The 24,343-nt window shown below is 44.2% G+C and carries 19 protein-coding genes; 15 read left to right on the top strand and 4 right to left on the bottom strand.

Annotated features, from left to right (window positions below; all coding sequences use genetic code 11):
• Positions 1–121: 121 nt before the first annotated feature.
• From IE039_RS02140 to IE039_RS02120, 5 genes are all read left to right on the top strand, one after another.
• Positions 122–1,135 (top strand): ABC transporter ATP-binding protein, encoded by a 1,014-nt coding sequence (locus tag IE039_RS02140; RefSeq protein WP_010006265.1) that lies wholly within the window; start codon positions 122–124, stop codon positions 1,133–1,135.
• Complete coding sequence (locus IE039_RS02135) at positions 1,132–2,121, top strand: ATP-binding cassette domain-containing protein (RefSeq protein ID WP_010006267.1); 990 nt, start codon at positions 1,132–1,134, stop codon at positions 2,119–2,121. Before IE039_RS02140 ends, IE039_RS02135 begins: the two co-directional genes overlap by 4 nt.
• 2 nt (positions 2,122–2,123) lie before the next feature.
• Complete coding sequence (locus IE039_RS02130) at positions 2,124–3,089, top strand: ABC transporter permease (RefSeq protein ID WP_010006268.1); 966 nt, start codon at positions 2,124–2,126, stop codon at positions 3,087–3,089.
• Between the two features lie 9 nt (positions 3,090–3,098).
• Positions 3,099–3,986, top strand: coding sequence for an ABC transporter permease (locus IE039_RS02125; RefSeq protein ID WP_010006269.1), 888 nt, complete (start codon positions 3,099–3,101; stop codon positions 3,984–3,986).
• Positions 3,987–4,094: 108 nt separating this feature from the next.
• The gene (locus IE039_RS02120; protein WP_010006270.1) at positions 4,095–5,951 is read left to right on the top strand and encodes an ABC transporter substrate-binding protein; all 1,857 of its coding nucleotides are present in this window, start codon (positions 4,095–4,097) and stop codon (positions 5,949–5,951) included.
• A 194-nt stretch (positions 5,952–6,145) separates the two neighbouring features.
• On the opposite strand, the gene zwf is transcribed toward IE039_RS02120, so the two are convergent.
• The 4 genes from zwf to IE039_RS02100 form a co-directional block, all read right to left on the bottom strand.
• Positions 6,146–7,606 carry a glucose-6-phosphate dehydrogenase gene (zwf, locus tag IE039_RS02115; RefSeq protein WP_010006271.1) on the bottom strand — a complete coding sequence of 487 codons (1,461 nt, stop codon included), beginning with the start codon at positions 7,604–7,606 and terminating at the stop codon, positions 6,146–6,148.
• A 237-nt stretch (positions 7,607–7,843) separates the two neighbouring features.
• A complete protein-coding gene (locus IE039_RS02110) occupies positions 7,844–8,722 on the bottom strand; it encodes an alpha/beta hydrolase (RefSeq protein ID WP_010006273.1) in 879 nt (292 codons plus the stop codon).
• A gap of 7 nt (positions 8,723–8,729) precedes the next feature.
• Positions 8,730–9,515 carry an alpha/beta hydrolase gene (locus IE039_RS02105; protein WP_010006275.1) on the bottom strand — a complete coding sequence of 262 codons (786 nt, stop codon included), beginning with the start codon at positions 9,513–9,515 and terminating at the stop codon, positions 8,730–8,732.
• A 29-nt stretch (positions 9,516–9,544) separates the two neighbouring features.
• Positions 9,545–10,504, bottom strand: a complete 960-nt coding sequence (locus IE039_RS02100) for an alpha/beta hydrolase (RefSeq protein ID WP_189428670.1) — start codon at positions 10,502–10,504, stop codon at positions 9,545–9,547.
• A 249-nt stretch (positions 10,505–10,753) separates the two neighbouring features.
• Here IE039_RS02100 and IE039_RS02095 point away from each other — a divergent pair, with 249 nt between their 5' ends.
• The 10 genes from IE039_RS02095 (at position 10,754) to IE039_RS02050 (ending at position 24,081) form a co-directional block, all read left to right on the top strand.
• On the top strand, positions 10,754–12,121 hold the full coding sequence (locus IE039_RS02095; RefSeq protein ID WP_010006278.1) for a glycoside-pentoside-hexuronide (GPH):cation symporter: 1,368 nt from the start codon (positions 10,754–10,756) through the stop codon (positions 12,119–12,121).
• The gene (locus IE039_RS02090) at positions 12,118–12,894 is read left to right on the top strand and encodes an alpha/beta hydrolase (protein WP_010006280.1); all 777 of its coding nucleotides are present in this window, start codon (positions 12,118–12,120) and stop codon (positions 12,892–12,894) included. Before IE039_RS02095 ends, IE039_RS02090 begins: the two co-directional genes overlap by 4 nt.
• Complete coding sequence (locus IE039_RS02085; protein WP_259651145.1) at positions 12,875–13,909, top strand: LacI family DNA-binding transcriptional regulator; 1,035 nt, start codon at positions 12,875–12,877, stop codon at positions 13,907–13,909. Before IE039_RS02090 ends, IE039_RS02085 begins: the two co-directional genes overlap by 20 nt.
• A gap of 695 nt (positions 13,910–14,604) precedes the next feature.
• Positions 14,605–15,960 (top strand): Na+/H+ antiporter NhaC family protein, encoded by a 1,356-nt coding sequence (locus tag IE039_RS02080; protein WP_189428654.1) that lies wholly within the window; start codon positions 14,605–14,607, stop codon positions 15,958–15,960.
• A gap of 143 nt (positions 15,961–16,103) precedes the next feature.
• The gene (locus IE039_RS02075; protein WP_009999938.1) at positions 16,104–16,562 is read left to right on the top strand and encodes a hypothetical protein; all 459 of its coding nucleotides are present in this window, start codon (positions 16,104–16,106) and stop codon (positions 16,560–16,562) included.
• A gap of 125 nt (positions 16,563–16,687) precedes the next feature.
• Positions 16,688–17,344: a histidine phosphatase family protein gene (locus IE039_RS02070; protein WP_010006287.1), complete on the top strand. Its 657-nt coding sequence runs from the start codon at positions 16,688–16,690 to the stop codon at positions 17,342–17,344.
• 37 nt (positions 17,345–17,381) lie between these two features.
• Positions 17,382–19,181 carry a DNA helicase RecQ gene (gene recQ / locus IE039_RS02065; protein ID WP_010006288.1) on the top strand — a complete coding sequence of 600 codons (1,800 nt, stop codon included), beginning with the start codon at positions 17,382–17,384 and terminating at the stop codon, positions 19,179–19,181.
• 302 nt (positions 19,182–19,483) lie between these two features.
• Entirely contained in the window at positions 19,484–20,953 is a 1,470-nt protein-coding gene (locus tag IE039_RS02060) for an MFS transporter (RefSeq protein WP_010006289.1), read from the top strand.
• 32 nt (positions 20,954–20,985) lie between these two features.
• Positions 20,986–22,674, top strand: a complete 1,689-nt coding sequence (locus tag IE039_RS02055) for a glycoside hydrolase family 43 protein (protein ID WP_189428653.1) — start codon at positions 20,986–20,988, stop codon at positions 22,672–22,674.
• 237 nt (positions 22,675–22,911) lie between these two features.
• Positions 22,912–24,081: an ROK family protein gene (locus tag IE039_RS02050; RefSeq protein WP_010006293.1), complete on the top strand. Its 1,170-nt coding sequence runs from the start codon at positions 22,912–22,914 to the stop codon at positions 24,079–24,081.
• Positions 24,082–24,343: the final 262 nt, after the last annotated feature.

Raw genomic sequence — 24,343 nt, 5'->3', positions numbered from 1 at the left:
TAAACCTCACAAAACATTAGCATTTTATAATAAAAAGATGTATGATTATTATCAACGCGACAATCTATCATTAAAATGAGATGATTATAATTTAATTGATGTTTGAGGAGAAACTGTCTTTATGGGGAATTTGTTGTTAGATGCAAAAGATGTATCTGTCCAATTTAAAATTGCTGGTGATTATCAAACAGCCCTACACCGCGTTAATTTATCGATTGCACGTGGTGAAGTTTTGGCGCTCGTCGGCGAGTCTGGTTCAGGGAAGTCAACCTTTGCGATGAGTGTCATGGGGTTGCATAACCCAGATCAAACACAGGTCACGGGGTCGATTCGCTTACTCGGTGATGAATTGATTGGGTTATCTGAACGGCAGTTTGATACGTACCGTGGGGTATCAGTGGGGATGATCTTCCAAGATCCGTTATCTAGCTTAAATCCACTGATGAAAATTGGCGACCAAATTGCTGAAGCCATTACCGTTCATGATAAACACGCTAAGGCCGTGACAACACGCGTGCAAAAGTTATTAACGGATGTTGGAATTACGGATACCAAACGGGTGGCACAACAATATCCGCATGAACTGTCTGGTGGGATGCGGCAACGTGTGATGATTGCGATTGCGTTAGCCAATGAACCAGATTTGATTATTGCTGATGAACCAACAACTGCGTTAGATGCGACTATTCAAGCACAAATCCTAGACTTAATTAAAGAAATTCAACTTAAAAAGAATGCTGGTATCTTACTCATTACCCATGACTTAGGTGTCGTGGCGGCGATGGCCGATAAAGTGGCCGTGATGTATGCCGGGCAAATTGTTGAAGAAGCGCCGGTTAATGACCTATTTACGCACCCAACGCACCCTTATACGAGCTCGTTGTTACGGGCGGATCCGTCAGATGTTGCCCCTGGGCAGGCGTTGTATGCGATTCCGGGTACTGTACCAGCTTTGAAGGATATGGATCATAGTAAAGACTTGTTCCTACAACGTTTGCCGTGGCTTGATGACGATGTCGTCAATGCGCCCGTGGCTGACACGTTGCATGAAGTCGGGCCCAATCATTTTGTTCGAGGGACGGCTTGGCAAACATTTGAATTTACGGATGATTTTAACAAGGTAGGTGAGGTATGAGTGAGCTGGTTAAAATTGAGCATTTGAAAGTTTACTATCCGATTCGCTCAGGCTTTTTTAATCGGGTAACAGGTAACATTAAGGCGGTAGATGACGTTTCTTTTACCATTGAAGCAGGGAAAACGTATGGCTTAGTTGGTGAATCTGGTTCGGGGAAGACGACGATTGGTAAGGCGATTGTTGGGCTAGAAAATCCAACCAGCGGCAAAATTTTATTTGATGGCCAAGATGTGACAACGATTAAGCAAAAAAAGCACCTGCATTACAACAAAGATGTGCAAATGGTGTTTCAAGACAGTCAATCTAGTCTGAATCCGCGTAAAACAATCGGTGAAATTATTGCGGAGCCGCTAAAAAACTTTGGTGTGCCGCAGACGATTGGTGCTGGCGCAAACGGCGAACGGCTCTTTACGCAAGAAGCGATTGATGCGCGTGTTTTAGAATTATTGGCCATTGTTGGCCTACCAGAACGGACAGTGACACAATATCCGTTCCAGTTTTCTGGTGGTCAACGGCAACGAATTGGCGTTGCGCGGGCCTTGGCAACCAATCCACGTTTGATTGTGGCTGATGAACCAGTATCGGCGTTGGATTTGTCTGTGCAAGCGCAAGTATTGAATTTTATGAAGAAAATTCAACGTGAATTTGGGATTAGCTTTTTGTTTATTTCCCATGATTTAGGTGTGGTGAAATATATGACGGACTATATTGCCATTATGCACCAAGGGCGCTTTGTCGAAATGGGCACAACGGCCGATATTTTCGAGCAGCCGCAGCATATTTATACAAAACGCTTACTCTCAGCTATTCCAAGTTTGGATGTCAGTCAACGCGATGCCAACCGTGCACGGCGTAAGGCGCTTGAAGCGGAGTTTGAGGAAAGCAAGTTGGATTATTACCGCGAACAAGGGCAATTATTGCGCGCCTTTGATTTGCAGGCTATTACAGATACCCACTTTGCTGCTGTGAAAAAGGAGGCACGATAATTATGCTACAAACAATACTACGCCGTGTCTTGATTATGATTCCGCAGATGATTTTGGTGTCGATTTTGATTTTTATGCTGGCACAATTGATGCCGGGAGATCCGTTTTACGGGAACCTGAACCCAAATTCTGATCCAGCGACAATTGAACGGATGCGACACGCAGCCGGGCTTGATTTACCTTGGTATGAGCAATATATCCGTTGGGTCGACCATGTTTTGCATGGTGATTTAGGTACCTCTTATACGGTTAATAAGGGCTGGTCAGTCACGCGCTTGATTGAGCAACACCTTTGGCCAACCCTATCGATGGGTATCTTAGCGACAATTCTCACGTATTTATTAGCGATTACGCAAGCGTTGCTCGCTGCTCGTCACGAAAACAAATTGATTGATCAGGCGTTAATTGTTTGGAATACATTGACGTCAGCGGTGCCGTCCTTTGTGTTCTACTTCATCATGATGATTTTATTTGTGTATATTATTCCGATTTTCCCAAGTTCAGGGACAGGAATTGATGACACTAAGAATTTTGCGGTGAATTTTTTCAGTAACTTACGTTATGCCTTTTTGCCCGGCTTTACGATTGCCCTCTTTAGTACGAACGGGGTGTTTCAATATCTCAGATCGAATTTGTTAGATCAGCAAGCCCAGGACTATGTGCGGACAGCACGTGCCAAAGGGGTCCAAATTAAAGATGTTTTCCGCAAGCACATTTTAAGAAATGCCTTTTTGCCAATTGCTTCCGGTATTGGTTATGCCATTACGGGTGTGTTGGCTGGAGCGATGTTTGCGGAAACCGTCTTTGGTTATCCTGGGATTGGGGCCTTATTCGTGCAAGCGTTGAGTGGTCGTGACTATACGGTGATCACCGCATTGATGCTGTTACAAGGCTTCTTAGCACTCTTAGGCGGGTTACTATCTGACATCATTTCTGCGTGGGTTGATCCGCGTATTCGTGTGAAATAAGGAGGCGCTATGGCAACGAAAAAAAGTCGTTTTGGCGAAAAATTTTTGAAAAATTTTTGGCGTGAACTAGAACGTGATGGACTGGGCTTGACTGCCTTGATTTTACTCATTGCGTTATTCTTATTTATTTTTATTGGGCAGTTTTTTGTACCAAGTGATATTGGGACAATGAGTAGCATTTTAAATGCGAACTTACCACCGTTAACCAATGGGCATATTCTTGGGACCACGGACTCTGGGGCTGACTTTATTTTGACGTTAATTGCCTCAGCGAAGAATTCCATCATTATTGGGTTCGGGGTAGCCACGTTGATTTCCCTGATTTCAATTGTTTTTGGGATGATGATTGGTTATTTTGGCGGTTGGGTCGACTGGATTGCAATGCGTGTGATTGATTTTTGGTTGATTATGCCAATCATCATGGTGTTGGCGATTATCTTTGCCACGGCTAAAGGGGTTTCCATTTGGAGCCTGATTATGATTTTGTCGGTTATTAGTTGGCCAGCTAACGTCCGCTTGGTACGGACGTTAACGTTGTCGGAAGTGAATCGTGATTACGTTGAGGCGGCTAAGATTTCAGGAACACCTTGGTATAAAATTTTGTTTTCGGGTATTTTGCCCAATATTTCATCAACCATTATTTCGGATTATGCTTTGACGCTGGCGGGGTCAATCGGGATTGAAACTGGATTGACATTCTTGGGCTTTGGTTTGAAGCAAGGGACCAGTTCGCTAGGGTCGATGTTGATGGTATTGAATGGGTCTGCTTCAACGATTTATGTGCGTTGGTGGTTATGGGTGCCGGTAACACTCATTCTCATCATACTCACATTTGGTTTTGTGGTTTTGGGGCAAGTTGCTCGTCGCGCAATGGATCAAAGACAAGCTTTGAATTAAAATATAATTAAAATAAAGTGTTGACAATATGAAAAACAGTGATATATTTATAATAATTGTGACACGAAACATCTTGTTAACGGTCTAAAAATGAATGAGGAGAGAGATATGGTAAGTACAGGAAAAAAAGTCGCCTTTGGTGTCGGTGGTCTTGTTGTTGTTGCGGGAGCCGGCTTTGCTATTCTAGCCAGCCAGTCAAATCAAAGTGCTACGACGAGTAAAGCCGTCAGTGTTGGGTCGTTTAAAGGGGATTATAAGAACCCGAAGTCACCAATGAAGGGTGGTAACCTGTCGGTTACGATACCAGGTACTGCATCTGATCCGGTCAGCTTTGCAGGGTATTCAGAATTTGCACAATGGTCATCAGTACAACAAGAACTTGGTCCTGCTGGTGCGAACACAATTTTCTATACTGACAAGCATGGTAAAATCATCAACGGTGGTCCAGCTGACTATAAGGCTGATAAGGACAATAAGACCGTAACGATTACGTTACGAGATAACCTTAAGTGGTCTGATGGGAAGCCGGTAACTGCCCAAGATGTATTGTTCTCACTACAAACTTTAGCAACTAATGAAGTCGCTGCCGGTAGCTTTACGAGCTCTTATTTAAACATTAAAGGGTTAGCCGACTACCAAAGTGGTAAGGCAAAAGACATTTCAGGCATTAAACTCAATGATGGTGCAGATGGTAAAAAGTTGACCGTGAGTTATACGAGTTTACCAGCCGCAGCTGACTGGGGTGATGGTGTCCCAGCTTACGCTATGCCATATCATGACTTGAAAAATGTGGCGTCAAAAGACTTAGCGACTTCAGAAAAAGTAACGAAGACGCCATTGTCATTTGGACCGTTTAAAGTTGCCTCAGTGTCAACAGATTCGACTGTTAAGTATGTCCGTAACAGCGAATATTGGGGGAAGCCAGCGCGACTTGATTCAATTAATTTCTACGTTAACCAAGATAAGTCTAAGTTAGAAAACGATCTTGCAAAGCAGAAATTTGATATTGTCAAGAGTGTTCCAATCTCACTTTGGAAAAATGGTGATCAACCACAATTGTCTAAATACGACAATGCCAAGGGTTATGCTGCCACTGGTAATTACAATTCGGGCTATTGGGAACTTTACTTTAACTTAGGCCATTTTGACAAGAAAACGAGCACCAACGTCCAAGACCGACAAACACCTTTGCAAGATGCTAATGTGCGTAAAGCGGTTGGTTATGCAATGAACGTCGGGGATGTGACAAAGAAGTATAGCAATGGTTTTGATCAACCAGCTAAAACGTTGATGTCTAAAGATCCAGCGAAGGAAGAATTCTACAACAATTCAATCAAGAGCTATCATGACAAATCTGGTGGTGATCCAAAGAAGGCTGGCGAGTATCTGGAAAAGGCCGGTTATAAGAAGGGTGATGATGGTTACTACGCTAAGGATAGCAAGCATTTGACGCTGACTTACTTGGCCCGTTCTGGTAGCACGACAGCTGAAGCGAAAACAAAGGCCTACATTGCTGCATGGAAGGCCGCCGGTATTGATATGAAGTTGTACCAAGACAAGTTAGTTGATTCTGCTACTTGGCAATCAATTATCCTAGCAGGTAACAACAATGATTGGGACTTGACAGATGGTGGCTGGTCAGAAGCTACAGTGCCAACATTTGACCAACTTTGGGCTAAGTCGGCACAATATAACTTCGGTCACGTTGTGTCAGATGCTTTGACCAAGAACTTGACGGAGACGCAAGACTCAAAGTCAGCTGCGGAATTGGCTAAGAACATTAAGGCCTTCCAAAAGTTGGTGGTTGAAGATCAAGCTTACACAATTCCAACAACTGTCGGCATTGCTGCACAATTTGTGAACGGTCGTGTGACCGGTTGGACAACAGCACCAACGAATGATTTGTATGCACAACTTGGTGTTTCTCAAGATAAGCCAGTGACATCTGGTAATCCAAGAAAGTAAGTTCGTGCTCGTGCAACGGAAGTCTGAGTAGCAGTATCCTCCCAATACCATGTCTCAATAGTTCGTTGCACTATAAAACCCGATGTGATCAGTTGACCACTGATCACATCGGGTTTTGACTTTAGGCCACAGTATCATAATAAACAAAAAAGGTTGACGCATTTGCGTCAACCTTTTTAGATGTGAATTAACTTTTAGCCCTTAAAGACCCAAGCATCACCGTTATTTGCCAACAACTTGTCAGCGGCGGCTGGTCCCATTGAACCAGACTTGTAAGTTTCAAGTGGTGCCTTATCAGCGGCGTAAACAGCTGAAATCGCATCAACGAACTTCCAAGCAATGGCAACACCGTTCCAATCGGCGAAGTTTGAACCATCACCGTTCATCGTGTCATGAATCATACGTTCGTATGGTTCAGGTGTGTTAAGCTTGTCTTCTTCTGACACTTGCCAATCAAGGCTGATGAGACGTGTGTTAAAGTCGTCTTCAACTGACTTTGAGTTGATCTTGAATTCGATACCACCTGTTGGATCAACCAAAATTGACAAGATAGCTTCTTGGGCTTCTTGCGCTGCGCCAAATTGGAAAGTACCAGCCTTGAAGACGATATCAATACGTGTTTGCTTAGCAGCTAGGCGCTTACCTGAACGCACGTAGAATGGCACACCTTCCCAACGTGGCAAATCAAATTGCAATTCACCAGCGATGTACGTGTTGTTCTTTGAGTCAGCAGGTACGTCCATTTCTTCAAGATATGGCTTGAATTCAGCAGAATCACCACCTGCATATTGGCCACGCACGAAGTACTTGTTAACTTCTTCTTCGTTGTAAATCTTCAAAGCGTTGAAGGCAGCGTTCTTAGCGGCACGGATATCCTTGTCAGTGAATGAGTCAGGTTTTTCCATGGCCAACCAACCGACGATTTGCATCGTGTGGTTTTGAATCATGTCGAGCAAAGCACCGGCTGTGTCATAGTAACCGGCACGTTCTTCAACACCCAAGACTTCTGACAATGTCACTTGCACGTTCTTGATGTAGTCCTTGTTCCAGGCTGCATCAAAGATTGGGTTACCAAAACGCAAAGCCGCAATATTTTGGACCATTTCCTTACCAAGGTAGTGGTCAATACGGAACAATTGGTCATCATCAAAGGCGTTTTCCAATTCGTTTTGCAACTTTTCAGCTGTTTCGTATGATGTCCCAAATGGCTTTTCGATCATCAAACGGTTGTAACCAGTTGTGGCCAACAAACCTTCTGACTTCAAATACTTTGCAATCGTCCCAAAGAAACGTGGAGCAACAGACATATAGAAGATACGGTTACCATCAATGCCAAACTTGTCAGAAGCTTCTTCGATTGCTGACTTCAAAACGCTGTATGACGCTGCATCCGTAACGTCATGGGCACGATATGAGAAGTGTTCAATGAATGCTTCGGCTTGTGCCTTGTCGTCTGCCGCGTCAGCGATTGAGTCACGCACAAGTTGCTTGAATTCATCTTCAGTCAAGTCTTGACGGGCTGTTCCAACAATGGCGAAATGTTCTTGCAAATAACCTTTCTTGAAGAGGTTAAAAACTGATGGGTAAAGCTTACGCTTTGCCAAATCACCAGTAGCACCGAAAAATGTGACTAACGTCTTGAGTTCTGAAACCATGATGTTCCCCTTAATATTATAATTAAATTCATCTACCATTATAACGCAAAACGGGGTGAAAAGTACCTATTTCACAAACAGATTCATTGCGTGATGCATCATTTCAGACGTTGCAACGAGTTGATATGTGGTACGGAAAAGGTTAATCGACACACCACGATATGCCAAATTGGTTCGTGTTCAGTCGCAGCATTAAATAAAACGCTTCTGGCATTGCCAGAAGCGTTTTATCGTGGGTTAGGCGAGCAAATCATGTACAAAATCGGCAAAGGATTGTTCACCGATGGGTGTTTTCACCACGGTAAATCCGTGGTAGGATGCTGGATAACGCGCAACGGTGACGCGAACATAAGCAGCCACGAGATGTTGGGCAAAGTTTTCCGCTTCATCGCGTAGGCTATCAAATTCGGCCGTGTGGATAATGGTTGGTGGAAAGCCCATGAGTTCCTCTTTGGTCGCAACAATGGGCGACACGAGCGGATTGTGCCGCGTTTTGCCGGTATCATCCTGTAGATAAAACTGATTCAGAAGACGGGATTCATCAATGGCGATACCTTGGCCATCGGGATAATTTTTATCTTCAGGATCCGTATCTAAATCAAGTACCGGAAAATCAAGCATCAGCTTATCGGCTAATTTCAAGCCATGGGCTTTGGCTTGCAGTTGGGTTGTAACGGCTAAATTACCGCCTGCGCTATGTCCCATCACAATCAAAGGATGACCAAGTGGGGCAAAACTACTGAAATGCTCCAACACATAGACGTAGGCACCAAATGCCGCGTCAATCGCTGCTGGGAAGGGGTGTTCAGGCCCAACCGGATAGTCGACATCAACCACGGTGTAATTGGTGGCAAAGACCAACGATTTGGTAAAGGCAAAATCTCCTTGTGTCCAAGGATACATAAAGCCAGAGCCGCGGAAGTTTAAAATGACCCCTTGACTGGGTAAGTAACTCGGTGCATAAATATACAGTTTGACAGGCGCTTGGTCAGCGACGTCAATGGTGAGCGTTGATTGATGCAGGCCGGTCTGGCGTGATTCGGGCAAAGGCACATCATAGGCCTCGCTGCGTTTGCGTAAAACTTGGGCTTGGGCAAGCAAATCATCTTGTGTCATCGTATCATTATCCTTCCGTAGCAGTGAGCCAGGTAAATGCGGCTGCGAGTTGTTGATCCCAGAAATCCCAATCATGATCACCAGGTAAACTTGTCCAAGTGTAGTGAGCGCCGAATGTCGCTTGTAGTTGGTGACTGAAAGTAAGATTAGGCGCATAAAGGGGATCTTGTTCACCGCAAGCCGTGTAGATATCTAAGGGCCATTTAGTGACATCATATTGTGCCAATGTTGCGCTCAAAGATAACGGTTTGGCGTGGATATCTTGCCCGTCAAAGACCAAATTAAAATCAGGCATGGCAAAGATAGCACGTTTTTCGTAGAAATCTGCTAAATCGACCACCGCAGATAAGGCCACAATCCGGCTAAAATGTTGTGGTTGGTTCAGCCCCCATTTTAATGCGCCATAACCGCCCATCGAATTCCCCATGACGACATTGTCTTCACGAGCGCTACTCAGTGGGAGTAGGGCGCGTAATCGTTGGGGTAATTCCTGCGTGATAAAGTCCCAGTAGCGCTGGCCGTGGGCCATATTATTGTAAAAACTGCGATCGGCATTCGGCATGACCACCGCGTAGCCACTGGCCGTGGCATAACGCTCTAAGCCGGTCATGCGGTACCAATCGGTTGCATCGCCAGATAGACCGTGCAGTAACCAGACGGTTTTTAGCGGTTGAGCATGCAGTTGGTCATAAGCGACCGTGCCATCAGTCTCGCGTTTTTCCGGTACGATGATGTTGACTTCGGTCATTTTATTGAGCGTATTTGAGAAGTAATGCAGGGTCATAAAAGCCATAATTTTCTCCAAATTGTGTGTGATTAAACTTAAACGATGACGGGTAATGTAGGTGCTTTTTTGGTGTAATCAGCTAAAAATGCCAAGACAATCGCTTTGGCTGCCGGCGACCAAAAGGCATCGGTCCCGTGGTTGCTGCCCTTCATGGTGACAAATTGATTCGGCACATTCACGGCATCAAGTGCCTTTTTGAGGAGGACACTCTGTTGAAAGGGGACAATCATATCTAACGTGCCATGGAAAATTAAAAATGGTGGCAGGCCAGCGTGCAGATGTGTGACCGGATCAGCTTGTTGCATGATATCAGCGGTCGGGTCGATGGCTTGATGGCCAAAATAGGCGCCCGCCCAGCTGTCAGCGGAACGATGTTCCTGAATAGATGGTGCCAAATCCAGATCTTGTAAGGTCGTTGGGCCGTAAAAGTCAATCACGGCATTAAAGGTGCGATTTTTTGGTGTTGTTTTAAAAAAGGCCGCTTCGTTTTGAGTCGCTGCCGTCATAATGGCGGTGTAAGCCCCAGAGGATTCACCCCAAAGTACTAGTTGGTCGGGATCAATATGGTAGTCTTTGGCGTGCGCCACAAGAAAATCAATGGCGGCATTCACATCTTGAATCGTGGACGGGAAAGTCCCGCCTTTGTCACTGCCTTGATATGCCACAGCGGCCACAACATAACCTTGTTGGGCAATGTCGACCAAGTGAGGTAAGTGCAGGCCGATTTCTTGGGTGGCAAAGGCCGAGCCTTGAATCCAGATAATTAAGGGGAACTGCCGCTGATCATTGACACCAGTTTCTGGGATATAGACCGGTGGGACAAGCAAATCCAGCACCAAACCAGGTTGCCGATCGTCATAGACGATATTTGTGAAACACATAGGCATTTTGGGTGTGTCATCACCGATTAAGCGTGTGGCCCCGGGGATAAGCGTCTGATCTTCAGGAAAATCACGCACTGAAAATGGCGCAAGATACTGTGGTTGGGTAGACAATTGACTGACCTCCAAATCATCGTTAAGTTTATCGCAATTATAATACGACTTCATAGTAAACGCGTTGTGCTGATGTGTCAAGCGCAAACCACATTGTTCATAAGTTGTTTTCAGCTGTTGTAATGGAAACAATAACTGACTGATGTCATATTTATGGCGTACGATTGACATAACAAAATATCGCGATTATAATAAGGGTGGTTAAAAATGTAAGCGTTTTCGCTGGCCTTGATTGAGGAGGATACTCAAATGGAACAGAAATTAACCGTCGCAAACAAAGTTGCTTATGGTATGAGTGACTTTGGTAATAACTTGGTGTTTGTCGCAGCGACAAACTACCTGATGTTTTACTATACGGATGTCGCCAGTATTAGCTTAGCGCCAACCGGCATTTTATTTTTGGTGGTTTGGATTTTTGACGCCTTTGCCGGTCCCATCTTTGGTATCTTAGTGGATAAGACACAAACCCGTTTTGGTAAAGTTCGGCCGTGGTTCTTATGGATGGCAGTGCCGTACGCCGTGTCAGCCGTGTTGCTGTTCTCCATTGCGTTTTTCCCAGCACATGCGCGATTGCCGTTAGCTTATGCCACATATGCTATTTTCACCATCTGCTTTGCTGGCTTAGGCACGGCAATTAACGCCATTTTGCCCAGTCTATCAGGGGATGCCAATGAGCGTGCCTCAGCCAATATGTTCCGTAACGTACTGGGGCAATTCGGTGGCTTGATTTCAGGATTAGCGATTTTACCGCTAGTATCGCTGTTTGGTGGTCTCAATAGCCCGAAAGGGTTTACCATTGCAATGGGCATCTTTGCGGTGATTCTCGTCATGGCTGAAGTGTTCACGTTTACCAATGTGCGCGAAAACGTGACGCCTGCACAAGAAAAGCCGGTCCCATTGCATGATAGTATTAAGGCGCTACTCCCTAACGGTCCGTGGTGGACCATTATTATCACCAATATCATTATCTTCATTGGTGTGGTGGTCAAAAATTCTTCAACGGTTTACTTCTTTAAGTATGTGTTGCACAATGAGGGGATGTCAGCGATTGCTAATTTACTGAGCGCGCTGGCAATGATTGTGGGTGCCATTACGATTCCGTTTTTGATTCGACATTTTCAAATGCGCACCGTTGTGGTTGGGAATTTAGGTGTTGCCATTATTGGGCAGGGTGTCTTATATATTGCGGCCCAACAAGCGACCATGGGGGTGGCACTACTAGGTGTTGCCGTTTCGGCCTTTGGTCTCGGTGCGGCGCAGAGTTTGATATTTGTGGTGACTGCTGAAACAGTTGACTATGGCGAATGGCGCTTTGGTGTTCGTGCGCAAGGATTATTGACCTCCGTTTCGGCCATTGGGGCTAGTATTGGGGCCGGGCTGGCTGGTGTGATCAATAGTGACATTTTGGCAAATTTCCATTTTGTCCCCAATATGACCCAGACAGCTTCAGGTATCATGGGCATTAATGTCTGCTTTGTTTATGGCCCAGCTTTGATTGATGCTATTTGTATCATCAGTATTATGTTCTATGGTTTGGATAAACTCAGTGCCAAGATGCACGCCGATTTGCAGGCGAAACGCCAAGATGAAATGAACGAAGGAGTCATGAATTCATGATTAAGTATGTCAACACCACCATTAATGGGTTAACTTTGCGGGGGACGGCCTATGTGCCAGAGGACGTTGCCGGTCCAGTGCCCACTGTACTGTTGTTTCATGGCTTTGGGGCAGTACGGGATGAATACTTTTGTTCGTTTGTCCAAATTAGTCGCCAACTCGCACAGCGTGGCATCGCCGCAAATGCCTTTGATTTCTCTGGTCATGGTGAAAGTGATGGCGATTTCATCGACTTCACGTTTAGTAATGAAGTGTATGAAGGCACACAACTAGTGGCGTTTGTGAAGACGTTGGATTTTGTGGATGAGACACGTGTAGCGTTGCTGGGGATGAGTCTAGGCAGTGCTGCGGCTAGTATGGTTGCTGGACTGGTCGGTGATGCTGTGATGGGCTTGTGTCTTTGGTCACCGGCTGCTGTTTTCCAAGATGAGATTTTGGAAAATCAAACTTTGCAAGGTAAGTCTATTGCAACAGTTGCTGAAGATGGTTATTTTGATTTTAATTCGATGAAGTTAGGCCCACAATTCTTTGAGGGTGTGAAGACGATTGACATATACCCAACTGCCAAACAATATCTTGGGCCGGTTAAGATCATCCATGGGGCGTCGGACACGATTGCCCCAGTGAGATATGCGCAAAAGTACGTTGACACTTATCAACAATCCGTTGACTTAACAGTGGTACCAGGAGTTGATCACAGTTGGGGGGATGTGCCAACTCGGGAATCATTATTTAACGCAACCTTGGCATTCTTTGATAAACTATATAAATAGAAAAGAGTCAATTGAACTGAGGGTAGATAAATTGGGTTATACGTTAAAAGATGTGGCAGAACGCGCTGGCGTTTCTCTGACAACAGTGTCACGTGTGATTAACAAGCGTGGTTATTTTTCCGAACAAACAGAAGCGCGCATTTATGCGGCGATGCAGGCATTAAATTATCAGCCAAATTCAGTGGCGCGGTCACTTTCAGGGAAAAAAACGAAGCTTATTGGGGTCATTTTAACGAATACACAAAACCCATTTAATGCCGAATTATTGGAAAAAATCGAGGCTGAGTTATTTGAACGGTCTTATAAAGTGATTATTGCTAACAGTTCCGATAATCCTGAAAAAGAGCGTGCCCACATCAGTATGCTCCAATCAAATCAGGTGGATGGCTTGATTACGGCGTCGCATAATATGATTATTGATGCCTATCACGATTTGAATTTGCCAGTGGTGTCACTTGACCGGTACTTTGGACCGAAAATTCCGACCATCAGTTCGGATAACTTCTCTGGCGGTCAAATGGCCGCCCAAAACCTGATTGCAGGCGGCGCTAAGCGGTTGCTTGTCTTTTCGGGTGAAATGCACGATATTAACCCAACGGTTGATCGTACCAATGGGTTCATGGTCGCAAGTCAAAAACAGGGCCTGACGCCAGTCGTCCAAGTGCTGCCTAGTGATGCCACGGTAAATTTCCGGAAAATGTTAATGCATCAAGCCATTACCGAACAGCAGCCAGATGGCATCATGGCTACCGATGACGCGACGGCGTTGTTAGTGCTTGAAGTATTGCGCACGATGGCCTTACGTGTGCCACAAGATGTCCAAGTCATCGGGTATGATGGTAGTACATTTGTTTTACAAAGTTTTCCAGAACTATCAACAGTGGTGCAACCAATTGCCGATTTGGCCAAGACGTTAGTTGATGTGCTGCTCACTAAAATTGACCAGCCAGAACGCTCGCAAGAGCGACAATATATGTTCCCGGTCACTTTTCATCGCGGGACGACAACGAAATAATACAGTAAAAAAGACAACCTTGATTAAATTAATCGAGGTTGTCTTTTTTGTGTTCAGATTTAAAGTAGGGTTAGCATTATGCAAAATAAAAAGGCTAATGTCTCGGGAGGAAGTCAAAAAGCCTTTTTATGTTAGCGTTACGCTTATTAATAAAGAGAAGAGGAGATATAGCCAGTTGGTTAGGTTGGCTATGTCTTAAATATTACAGTTAAAAATTTAAATAAAAATATAATCGAAATAAAATTTTGGGAATATGAAGAAGAAAAAGATCTGTCATGGTATAAGTCGTGAAAAATAGTATAAATATGCATATTTTGATAAAAAACGTCAGTTATCTCTGAATTCATACGTTAGCGTGTCGTTTAATAAAGCATCACCATGTTGACAGCCTACGCAAGGCATAGTAAACTAAGACTACTTGAAATTAGCACTTATTTGAGTAGGATAAACATTCGGCGTGAAGAGAAGCAGTGGTTGGTGAAAACTGCACAGGTGTTACTATCCGAAATACAGCTATCGATTTAAGCGCGGCAGCACCATGTTATCAAATGCCAAAGTGATGCGTTTTTTAACGTGTAAGCTGGGTGGTACCACGGATTTTTAATTGTCGATTCGTCCCTTCTGTCAAAGTGACAGCAGGGACTTTTTTTATTGCAAAAAAACATCAGGGAACTGATGGCGACAGGAGAAAAAATATGGCAAAACAACTCAGTACCAAGTTGTCAGCTTTTTTGTTATTAGGAACGGTGGCTATTTTGGCGATTGGTGTGATTGGCTTTGGCCTCATGCCGATTGCCCCAATTTTAGCCGTGATTGGTTTAATCATGGTTGTGGCACGCTTGCGTGGCGTGTCATGGGCAACGAGTCAACGTGAACTGGTGAAAGGGATTGAATCAGGACTGACACCATTATTCCTTTTCTTATTGATTGGGGCATTAATTGCGTTGTGGTTGGCAACTGGCGTGATTCCTACGATGATTTGGGCGGGCTTTAAAATTTTAACGCCGGCGTTTTTCTTGCCAACGGCGTTTGTGACGACCTCGCTGGTGGGTGCTTTGATTGGGAGTGCCTTTACAACCTTATCGACGGTTGGTGTCTCGTTGATGGGTGTAGGGACGTTGATGGGGATGAATCCAGCGATTGTGGCGGGAATTGTCTTATCGGGTGCAATTTTTGGTGATAAGAGTTCACCTTTGTCAGAATCAACGAATTTGGCCAGTGCCATTTCAGGGACGGATCTTTTTGCCCACATTAAAAATTTGATGTGGACGACTTTGCCGGCTTGGGGCGTGACGTTTATCGTGAGTGTGGTCTTGAGTGCGGGGTATCGAGCAGATGCACAGGCGACCCAAAAGATTGCCGCCTTACTACCCTTGCTACAACCAACATGGTGGGCGCTTGTCCCTTTGGGATTGCTCGTGATTACGGCTTGGTATAAAGTACCCGCCATTCCGGCGTTGATGCTCAATATTTTAGTCACAAGTGCTGCCTTTTTATGGCAACATAATGTGCCAGCGTTGGCAGATTTGGTGGTCAATGGCTTTAAAACAACTAGTACTAATCCAACATTGATGGCCTTGCTCAACCGCGGTGGCATGGCTGCCATGATGTCAACGATCATGGTGATTATGTTGGCCTTGGGACTTGGCGGCCTATTGAGTGGTTTAGGGATTTTAAATGCGGTCATGCAACCAATCGTGTCGCATCTCAAGACCCAACGTGCCATTATTTTGGCCGCCCTGTTCACGGGGATTGGGGCAAACTTTTTGGTAGGCGAACAGTATCTCGCCACAATTTTGCCCGGTCAATTGTTTAAGAACAGCTTTAAAGCTGTTAAGCTCTCGCCTTTGGCGCTGGGGCGGACGATTGAAGACTCTGGGACGGTCATGAATTATTTGGTCCCTTGGGGGGTTGCCGGTGGTTTTGCGGCGCAAACACTGGGCGTTCCCGTACTGGCCTTTGCACCGTTTACTTTGTTTGCTTTACTCTCACCGGTGATGTCGATTTTGTCAGCTGTGACGGGAATTGGCTTAAAACAAGCCGACAACTAATTTAAAAAACGCGTGACACCATTGAGTAGGTCACGCGTTTTATTGTGGGCTGCTTGGTCAAGAAGACGTGGTATAATCGAGTAAACAGGGCATGACCGATGCGATGGGGATAGGGCGTTGCGTTGGTAATAAGGGAGCAAGATATGATTCGTGATATGGTACGTGCAAAACCGTTGAGTTGGTTATTATTTATTTTGGGGTCAGATATTTTGACCGCTTATTTGCTTAACCTTTGGCACCAACAACCATTTAGTGTGCCGCAAGATTATTGGACTATTTTGAAATTAGTCAGCATGGATATGATCAGTTTTGTGTTTATCATGTTGTTTTTGGATTGGTTACATGTGAAGTTTTTTGCTGGGCAACCAGAGAACTGGTTTGACAAAACGACCCGCATTGGCGGGAATATTTTAGCGGCCTATTTTGGATGGTTTAGTGTGCTCTATATTGGCGTACAAGGAGTGGGTTGGTCATTGCAGCAAACGCAAGCATTCCAAAGTGATGATCTTTTGGTCTTGGCAGTGGTAGCTGGTCTGCTGGCTGGTTTGCATTACATTTTTCGGCAATATATCCCTTGGTCATTTCAATTGAATCCGTTTTAAATCCTGCTAATTAACAAGACACGTTGCGTAAACAGTATCTTTTTTTGTTAAAAAATACAGAGACGCGTAAAATAGAATTTAAACAATGGTTTTATGGTATGTGACAACAATGAGGAGACGTTAGTATGAGGATATATGCAGTACGACATGGTCAAACAATTTTTAATTGGTTAGACAAAGTCCAAGGTTGGGCCGATACGCCCTTAACACCAAAAGGCGAAGCAGATGGCCGTGCGGCCGGTCAACGCTTGAAAAATGTGCATTTTGATGCCGCTTTGTCATCAGATACATCGCGGGCGATTCATACGGCTGAATTTGTGTTGGCTGAAAACCTGCAAACGCCCCCAGCGTTAATCAGTACACCCGAATGGCGGGAGTATTTTTTTGGTAGTTTTGAAGGTGGGGGTAATCATGAGATGTGGTCTGCTGTAGCGGCCGCGTTAGGGCTGGTGACAGATGATCCTAGCGAAATTGCTGAGCACGCAGACATGACGACGATCATGGATACGATTTATCAACTGGATCCGCAACATCTCGGGGAAAATGCGGCCGCCTTTTGGCAACGCATTGATCAAGCCTTGGCTAACTTACTGGCAAAATATCCGGCTGACGCGACAATTTTGCTTGTGACGCACGGTCAACTCATTGGCAATTTGGCACAACACTACGGCCAGCTAATGACAGCGCAACGGCCACAAAATGGTTCGGTGGCTATTTTTGATCTAAGTGCCACCGGTGCTTTGCAAGTGCAAACGGTTAATGATTTGACGACGGTCTTTTAACTGCCCATCGGTTGACGCAATAGCTTATAATAGAATTATGCAAAAACCGCGTGAAATTTTAAAAGAAGTCTTTGGTTACGATGATTTTCGTACCGGACAATTAGATATTATTGAAAAAGTCTTAGCACATAAGCATGCGCTAGCGATTATGCCCACTGGTGGTGGGAAATCCATCACGTATCAGCTACCGGCTGTGATGTTTGAAGGAATTACCTTGGTGGTCTCGCCGTTGATTTCGCTGATGAAGGACCAAGTGGATGGTCTGAATGCGATGGGGATTGACGCGACCTTTTTGAACTCAACTTTGACAGGTCAAGAACAGGCGCAACGCATGTCTGACATTCGGGCTGGCTTTTATAAAATGTTGTATGTGTCACCTGAACGCTTGGAAATTCCGAGTTTTTTTAATTTTGTCCAGCAACTGCCGATTGAATTAATTGCCATTGATGAAGCCCATGTTATGTCACAATGGGGACATGATTTCAGACCTAGTTACTTGAATATTTTGCCGTTACTCGCACAAATTCCAGGCCAGCCAGCAGTACTTGGTTTGACGGCGACGGCCACGGATCGTGTTCGTCAAAACTTGCAGCAATTGCTGGCGGTTAGTGATGAAGACACTGTTTTAACCGGCTTTGCCCGTGATAATTTGGCCCTTAAAATCGTCCATCAAGTCGATAAACGCCAATATGTCCAAGATTATTTGCGGTCTAATACTGGAAAAAGTGGCATTATTTATGCGGCAACGCGTAAACAAGTTGATGAATTATATGACTTTTTGGCTAAAAAAGGTGTCAAAGTTGGGCGTTATCATGCTGGATTACCAGAAAAAGAGCGTCAAGCGATGCAAGAAGCCTTTTTATATGATGATGTCCAAGTGATGATTGCCACCAATGCTTTTGGCATGGGAATTAACAAGCCGGATGTGCGTTTTGTCATTCATTACGCCGTGCCAGGCAACATTGAGGCTTATTATCAAGAAATTGGCCGTGCGGGCCGTGACGGGTTGCCGTCAGAGGCAGTTTTATTGTATGCACCGCAAGATATTCATTTGCAGGAATTTTTTGTGCAGAAGTCTGAAGGAACCGAAGCGCATAAGCAAAATGAATACAATAAAATTCGTGAAATGAATGCTTTTGCCAATACGGAAACCTGTCTGCCGCGGTATCTCTTGAGTTACTTTGGTGAACTAGTGACCGAAGATTGTGGTCAGTGTTCGAACTGTTTGGATGCGCGTGAACGGGTGGATGTGACAACCGATGCGCAGCGTGTCTTGGCCAATGTTGTGCGGATGAACCAAAGTTTTGGGAAAACTTTGGTCGCTAAAGTCCTCAAAGGCTCACGGGATGCCAGTGTGCAAAAGTATGCACATTTAACGACATTACCCACATTTGGCTTGATGAAAGAGCGGACGATTAAAGATATTAGTCGCTTTATTGATTATTTAACGGCCGACGGCTATTTGCGGATTGAAGGCGGCGAATTCCCTGTCTTAAAGCTGACAGATCGTGGTGTGCAGGTGCTCAAAGGGCAATTAAAAGTGACTAAGCGGGTTAACCAGCAAGTCATTGCCCAGCGTCAAACCAACGTGGCGACTGACGGCTTAAAGTTGTCGGATGAAGATAACCAATTGTTTGCTAAATTAAAGATGAAGCGCTTGTCGCTTGCACGTGAAGCGGGTTTGCCACCGTTTATGATTTTCTCAGATAAAACATTGATGAATATGGCCGTTCTCCGACCAAAAACAGCAGATGAATTTTTAGCCATATCTGGTGTGGGTGAGAAGAAATTTGAAATTTATCATGATGACTTTGCGGCAGTACTTGCTGAGGCATAATCAGGCATCAGATGTTTAAAAAAGATAGCGAATGCTATCTTTTTTTGATGGTGTAAAGGTTTGAAATTTAGGTTGCCTGTAGGGCTGTAGGGGGACTAACAACACAGTCGTTTTAAATATTTCAAAAAAATAGAAAAAAATTTACGTTAGTTAGTTGTGCGAACAAACCAACTATGATATATTAACATTACAAAAGAAATGTTACCGCTTTCAGAATCACCATAGGCGGCATCTGGAGACGTCTGATTTTGAAATGTGGTGACAAAAAATAGCATAATTTGTTAGCTAGAAGGAGAAGAAAGATGGACGCAAATGTTCAGAAGAATAATGAATTTGCTAAGCTCACAACGTGGGATCGTGTGAGTTATGGATTGGGCGATTTTGCTCAAAACTTGGTGTTCGGTACGGTCGGTAGTTTCTTACTATTTTACCTGACGAACATTAATGGTATTTCTGCCGGTGTTGGGGCAACAATCTTTTTGGTTGTCCGTTGGATTAACGTTATTTGGGATCCTTGGGTCGGCACGGTTGTCGATAAGTCTCGCGTCACAAAAAACGGTAAGTACCGCCCATTCCTGATGAACTTTGGTTTGCCGTTGGTTATTTTGGCGGCATTGCTCTTCTTGCCAGTCGCTAAGGTACTTGGTGCTGGTACAGTAGCCACAACAGCCTACGCAACAGTTTCATATATGGCAACGGCCTTGGTTTACTCATTTGTCAATATTCCTTATGGTGCCTTGAACGCCTCATTGACACGTGATGAAACAGAAGTCGGTAAGTTGACGTCAACACGTATGATGTTGGCCAACGTTGGTAACTTGCTCGTGTACACACTTTTCCCCTTGTTTGTACAACTGGCTTCACCAAACGCAAAATTAACAGACACTGGTTTGTTTGGTTTGAAGTTGAATTTGGGTAATTATGGTGCGCCAGAAGCAGCGGGTGCTTGGTTTAAAGTGTATGGCATCTATATGTTAATTGGGGCAGCGAGCCTATTCGTGGCTTACCATAACACAAAAGAACGTGTGCTACCTAAAAAAACAGCAAGCGATCAAGTCAAGTATACAGATCTTTTTGCGGAATTTAAGTGTAACAAGGCCCTACAAGTCTTGGGTATGTTCTTCCTTGTTGGCTTTACATTGATGTTCTTTGGTAACACGGTACGACCATACTTTATGCAATACAACTTTGGTGTTGAAGGTGGTAAGTCAGCCTTGATGGCCTCAACTGGTTTGATTGGCTCAATTCCAGGTATTTTCTTGGTTGTGATGTGGCCACGACTACGTGCTATTTTGGGTAAGAAGGGCTTCTTCTACACATTCTTGAGTATCTTCATTGTTGGTCAATTGTTCCTCTTTGCTTGGTCAAAGAATCCATCAGCAGACTGGCTTGGCTTCACTGGTAGTTTCTTGCAACAGTGGGGATTGACATCAGCAACTGGTTTCATGTGGGCCTTGGTTCCTGAAGTTGTTGCGCATGGTGAATATATTTCTGGTAAGCGTGTGGTCGGTATTATCAACGCCATCATGGGACTCTTCTTCAAGATTGGTTTGGCCTTAGGTGGTATTATCCCAGGTTATTTGCTCCAAATGACTGACTTTAAGTCAGGCGCTTTGACACAATCAGCACTTGCCCAGACAGGTATTGAATGGTCAATGATTTGGTTGCCAGCTATCTTGGCACTCTTGGCAATGTTTGTGATTAGCCGTTATCCTTTGTCTGACGCTTATGTTGATGAAATGAATAAAGCGCTTAAAGAAAAGAATAGTTAATTGTTGAAAGATTAAGTTAATAGGAGAAAATTATGCAGATCCAGAATCCTGTATTACCCGGTTTTAATCCGGATCCATCAATTATTCGTGTGGGTGATACTTATTACATTGCAACGTCAACATTTGAATGGTTCCCTGGGGTTCGTATTCATGAATCAAAGGATTTAGTTCATTGGAACCTAGTTAAAAATGTACTTGATACGACTGAGATGCTTGATATGAAAGGGAATCCGTCTTCTGGCGGTATCTGGGCGCCAGACCTTTCTTATGCGGATGGCAAGTTCTGGCTGATTTTCACCGATGTGAAAATTACAGATGGTAACTTCAAGGATATGAAGAACTATCTGACAACAGCTGAAACAATCCAAGGACCATGGACAAAGCCAGTTTTGATTAACGGTGTTGGCTTTGATGCGTCACTATTCCATGATGACGATGGTCGCAAGTATTTGGTACAACAAACATGGGATCACCGTGAATATCGTCATCCGTTTGATGGTATTACGTTGACAGAATTTGATACAGATACCATGCAGTTGAAGTCAGAAACGGCACGGACTATTTTTGCCGGCACAGATGTCAAGTTGGTCGAAGGGCCACACTTGTATAAGATTAACGGTGAATACTACTTGTTCCCTGCTGAAGGTGGCACAATCTTTACGCACCAAGAAGTGGTATCACGTTCAAAGACATTGGATGAACTATCATTTGTTGTGGAACCAGATGGGCCATTTATCACGAACTTTGATACGCCAAATTCTTATTTGCAAAAGCAAGGTCACGGTGCATTGGTATCAACACCAGGCGGCGAATGGTACTATGCTTCTTTGACGGCACGCCCATGGCATCATGCCAACGAAAGTGCCACGGATCCGCGTGGTTGGTCAACGTTATGTCGTGAAACAGCAATTCAAAAGGTTGAATGGGACGACGAAGGTTGGCCACGGATTGTCGGTGGTCACGGTGGTCAAACATTTGTTGACGCACCAAAGGATGCGATTGTGACAGACGCACCGGCAGATCATTCACAACATGAAGAGTTTGACACACCAACGCTAGATCTTAACTGGAATACTCTACGTGTACCATTTACTGAAAAAATGGGGCACACTGGTGATGGTAAGTTAACATTGATTGGACAAGGTTCACTGGCAAATACGTTTGATTTGTCTTTGATTGCACGTCGTTGGCAAGCCTTCTACTTTGATGCGGAAACAAAGGTGAAGTTTGAGCCTTATTCTTACCAAGCGATGGCTGGTTTAACGAACTACTATAACCACTCACATTGGTCATGGATTTTCATTACTAAGAATGATGCTGGCCAAAATGTTATCGAAGTTGCCGAAAACAAGGGTGGTCTCCGCAATGGTAGCTACACGTCATATTTGCGTGATCAAGCCCCAGTTATTCCTGACGGGACAGAATACGTCTACTTTAAGTCTGAAAACCGTAAGGAAACGTATACGTACTATTACTCATTTGACGGGGAAACATGGCATGCAACAGGTGTTGTGTTAGATGCTGCGGTACTATCAGATGACTATATTGTCCGCGAATATGGTGGCTTCTTTACGGGTGCCTATGTTGGTTTGGCTGCGGTGGATTATTCAGGCTATGGTTCAACAGCAGAATTTGAGTACTTTGATTACAAAGAACTCGGGGATCGCGTGCTGGCTGACGGCTCGTTCTCATGGGAAAAGTCAGAACAACGTTTTGATTAATTGATTTAAATGGATCTTCAGTGAAGATCCATTTTTTATTGGCATTAAAAATGTGAATGGCTGATGTTTAAGGTATTGCTTGAAGGATATGCTGAGTTCACGTACAATAAATATATAATGGAACAAAAAGTGTAATGATTGCTGATAACGAGTTATCGTGACTTGGTTATCCGGCGACGATTGTCGCAAAAATAGCTATTAGTAGCATCAGTCCTTTGAAATGGAGTGTCGGTAAACATGGATAAATCAGATCAACTCACAATGAGAGATCATAATCAACGTCTCGTGTTACAAGCATTATTTAACGCGAAGGAAACATCGCGAGCGCAGTTGGCTGTCGATTTAAACCTTCACAAATCAACGATTAGTTCGATTTACCGTGATTTGGATAAATTAGGGTTTATTGAAGACCTTGGTGAAGGGACAACGACTGAAACGGGTGGGCGTAAAGCCAAAATGATTCGTTTTAATCGGCGATATGGCTATGTGATGAGTTTTGATATGGGGCGTTATCATTTGCGTATGGCTTTAGTTCGTCTTAGTGGTGAAGTCATTTCTCAAAGCGCGGAGCTGGTTGACGGACGCGCTATTGTTGAAGTGCTGGCACTGATGAGTCAGCATGTGAAAGCCCATAAAAATAAAAAACATGGTACCCAAGAAGGTTTAATGGGGATTGCTGTGGGGATTCACGGGGTGGTGAATCATAATCAGGTTGTGTATTCGCCGTTTTTTGATTATCGTAACGTCGATATTGCAGCAACGCTTGAAAAAGTGGGCGGTGTGCCGGTAATGTTAGAAAATGAGGCGAATTCAGCGGCCGTTTATATTCGTGACTATCATGACTATTACCGGACAGCGCAGTATGATAATTTAGTGGCTTTGAATATCCATTATGGTATTGGTGCTGGCATCATTATTGATGGTCAACTTTATCGTGGGATGCAAGGGGATGCGGGTGAAGTCGGGCGCAGTATTGTGGCCATGGCACACAACGATCCTATTCGTATCGAAGACTTATATTCAGAAGATGCGATGTTGGCGCGACTGGCAGCCTTGACGGAAAATCCAGTGGCAAATCGTGATGCGTTTGTTACTTTTGCCAACCAGAACAATGCGGTGAGCACGCGTTTGTTAGATGATTGGGTAATCGGCATTGCCCAAGTCGCCTACAATATCATTCAAACGATTGCGCCCCAAGCATTATTTATTCATTCACGGTTTATTGCGGAAATGCCGAATTTACTTAGTCGTGTGATCGAAGCTTATCAACATATGAATCCAACGAATGAGAGTGAAATTTTGTTTGCAAATCGCTCGGTCTATGAAGCAACACTACTTGGTGGTGCGGCAGCCATGACTCGAAAAATTCTTGATTTAGAGGAACTACCATTAGTATTTACACACTAAAACCCAGTCAGGGTTTTTTTATTATCCTGTAAAAATTTAATGAAATAATTTTATACAAAAAGGGTTGCGCTTAGGAATGAAAGCGTATACAATATAGTTGTAAGTTGGTTGTGTAAACCAACCAACATAAGATTAAATTGATAGGGACATTAATGTCCAGAAGGAGTAATACATGTCAGAATTGTTTTCATTTGGCAGATTGTAAAATTTAAGTTGAACATTTAAGTGGACAGAAAAACCCATCAAGGTCTTTAATGGTGTT

This window comes from Leuconostoc lactis KCTC 3528 = DSM 20202 (genome assembly GCF_014651235.1).
Taxonomy (GTDB): Bacteria; Bacillota; Bacilli; order Lactobacillales; family Lactobacillaceae; genus Leuconostoc; species Leuconostoc lactis.
This window is presented reverse-complemented; position numbering and strand designations above follow the sequence as displayed.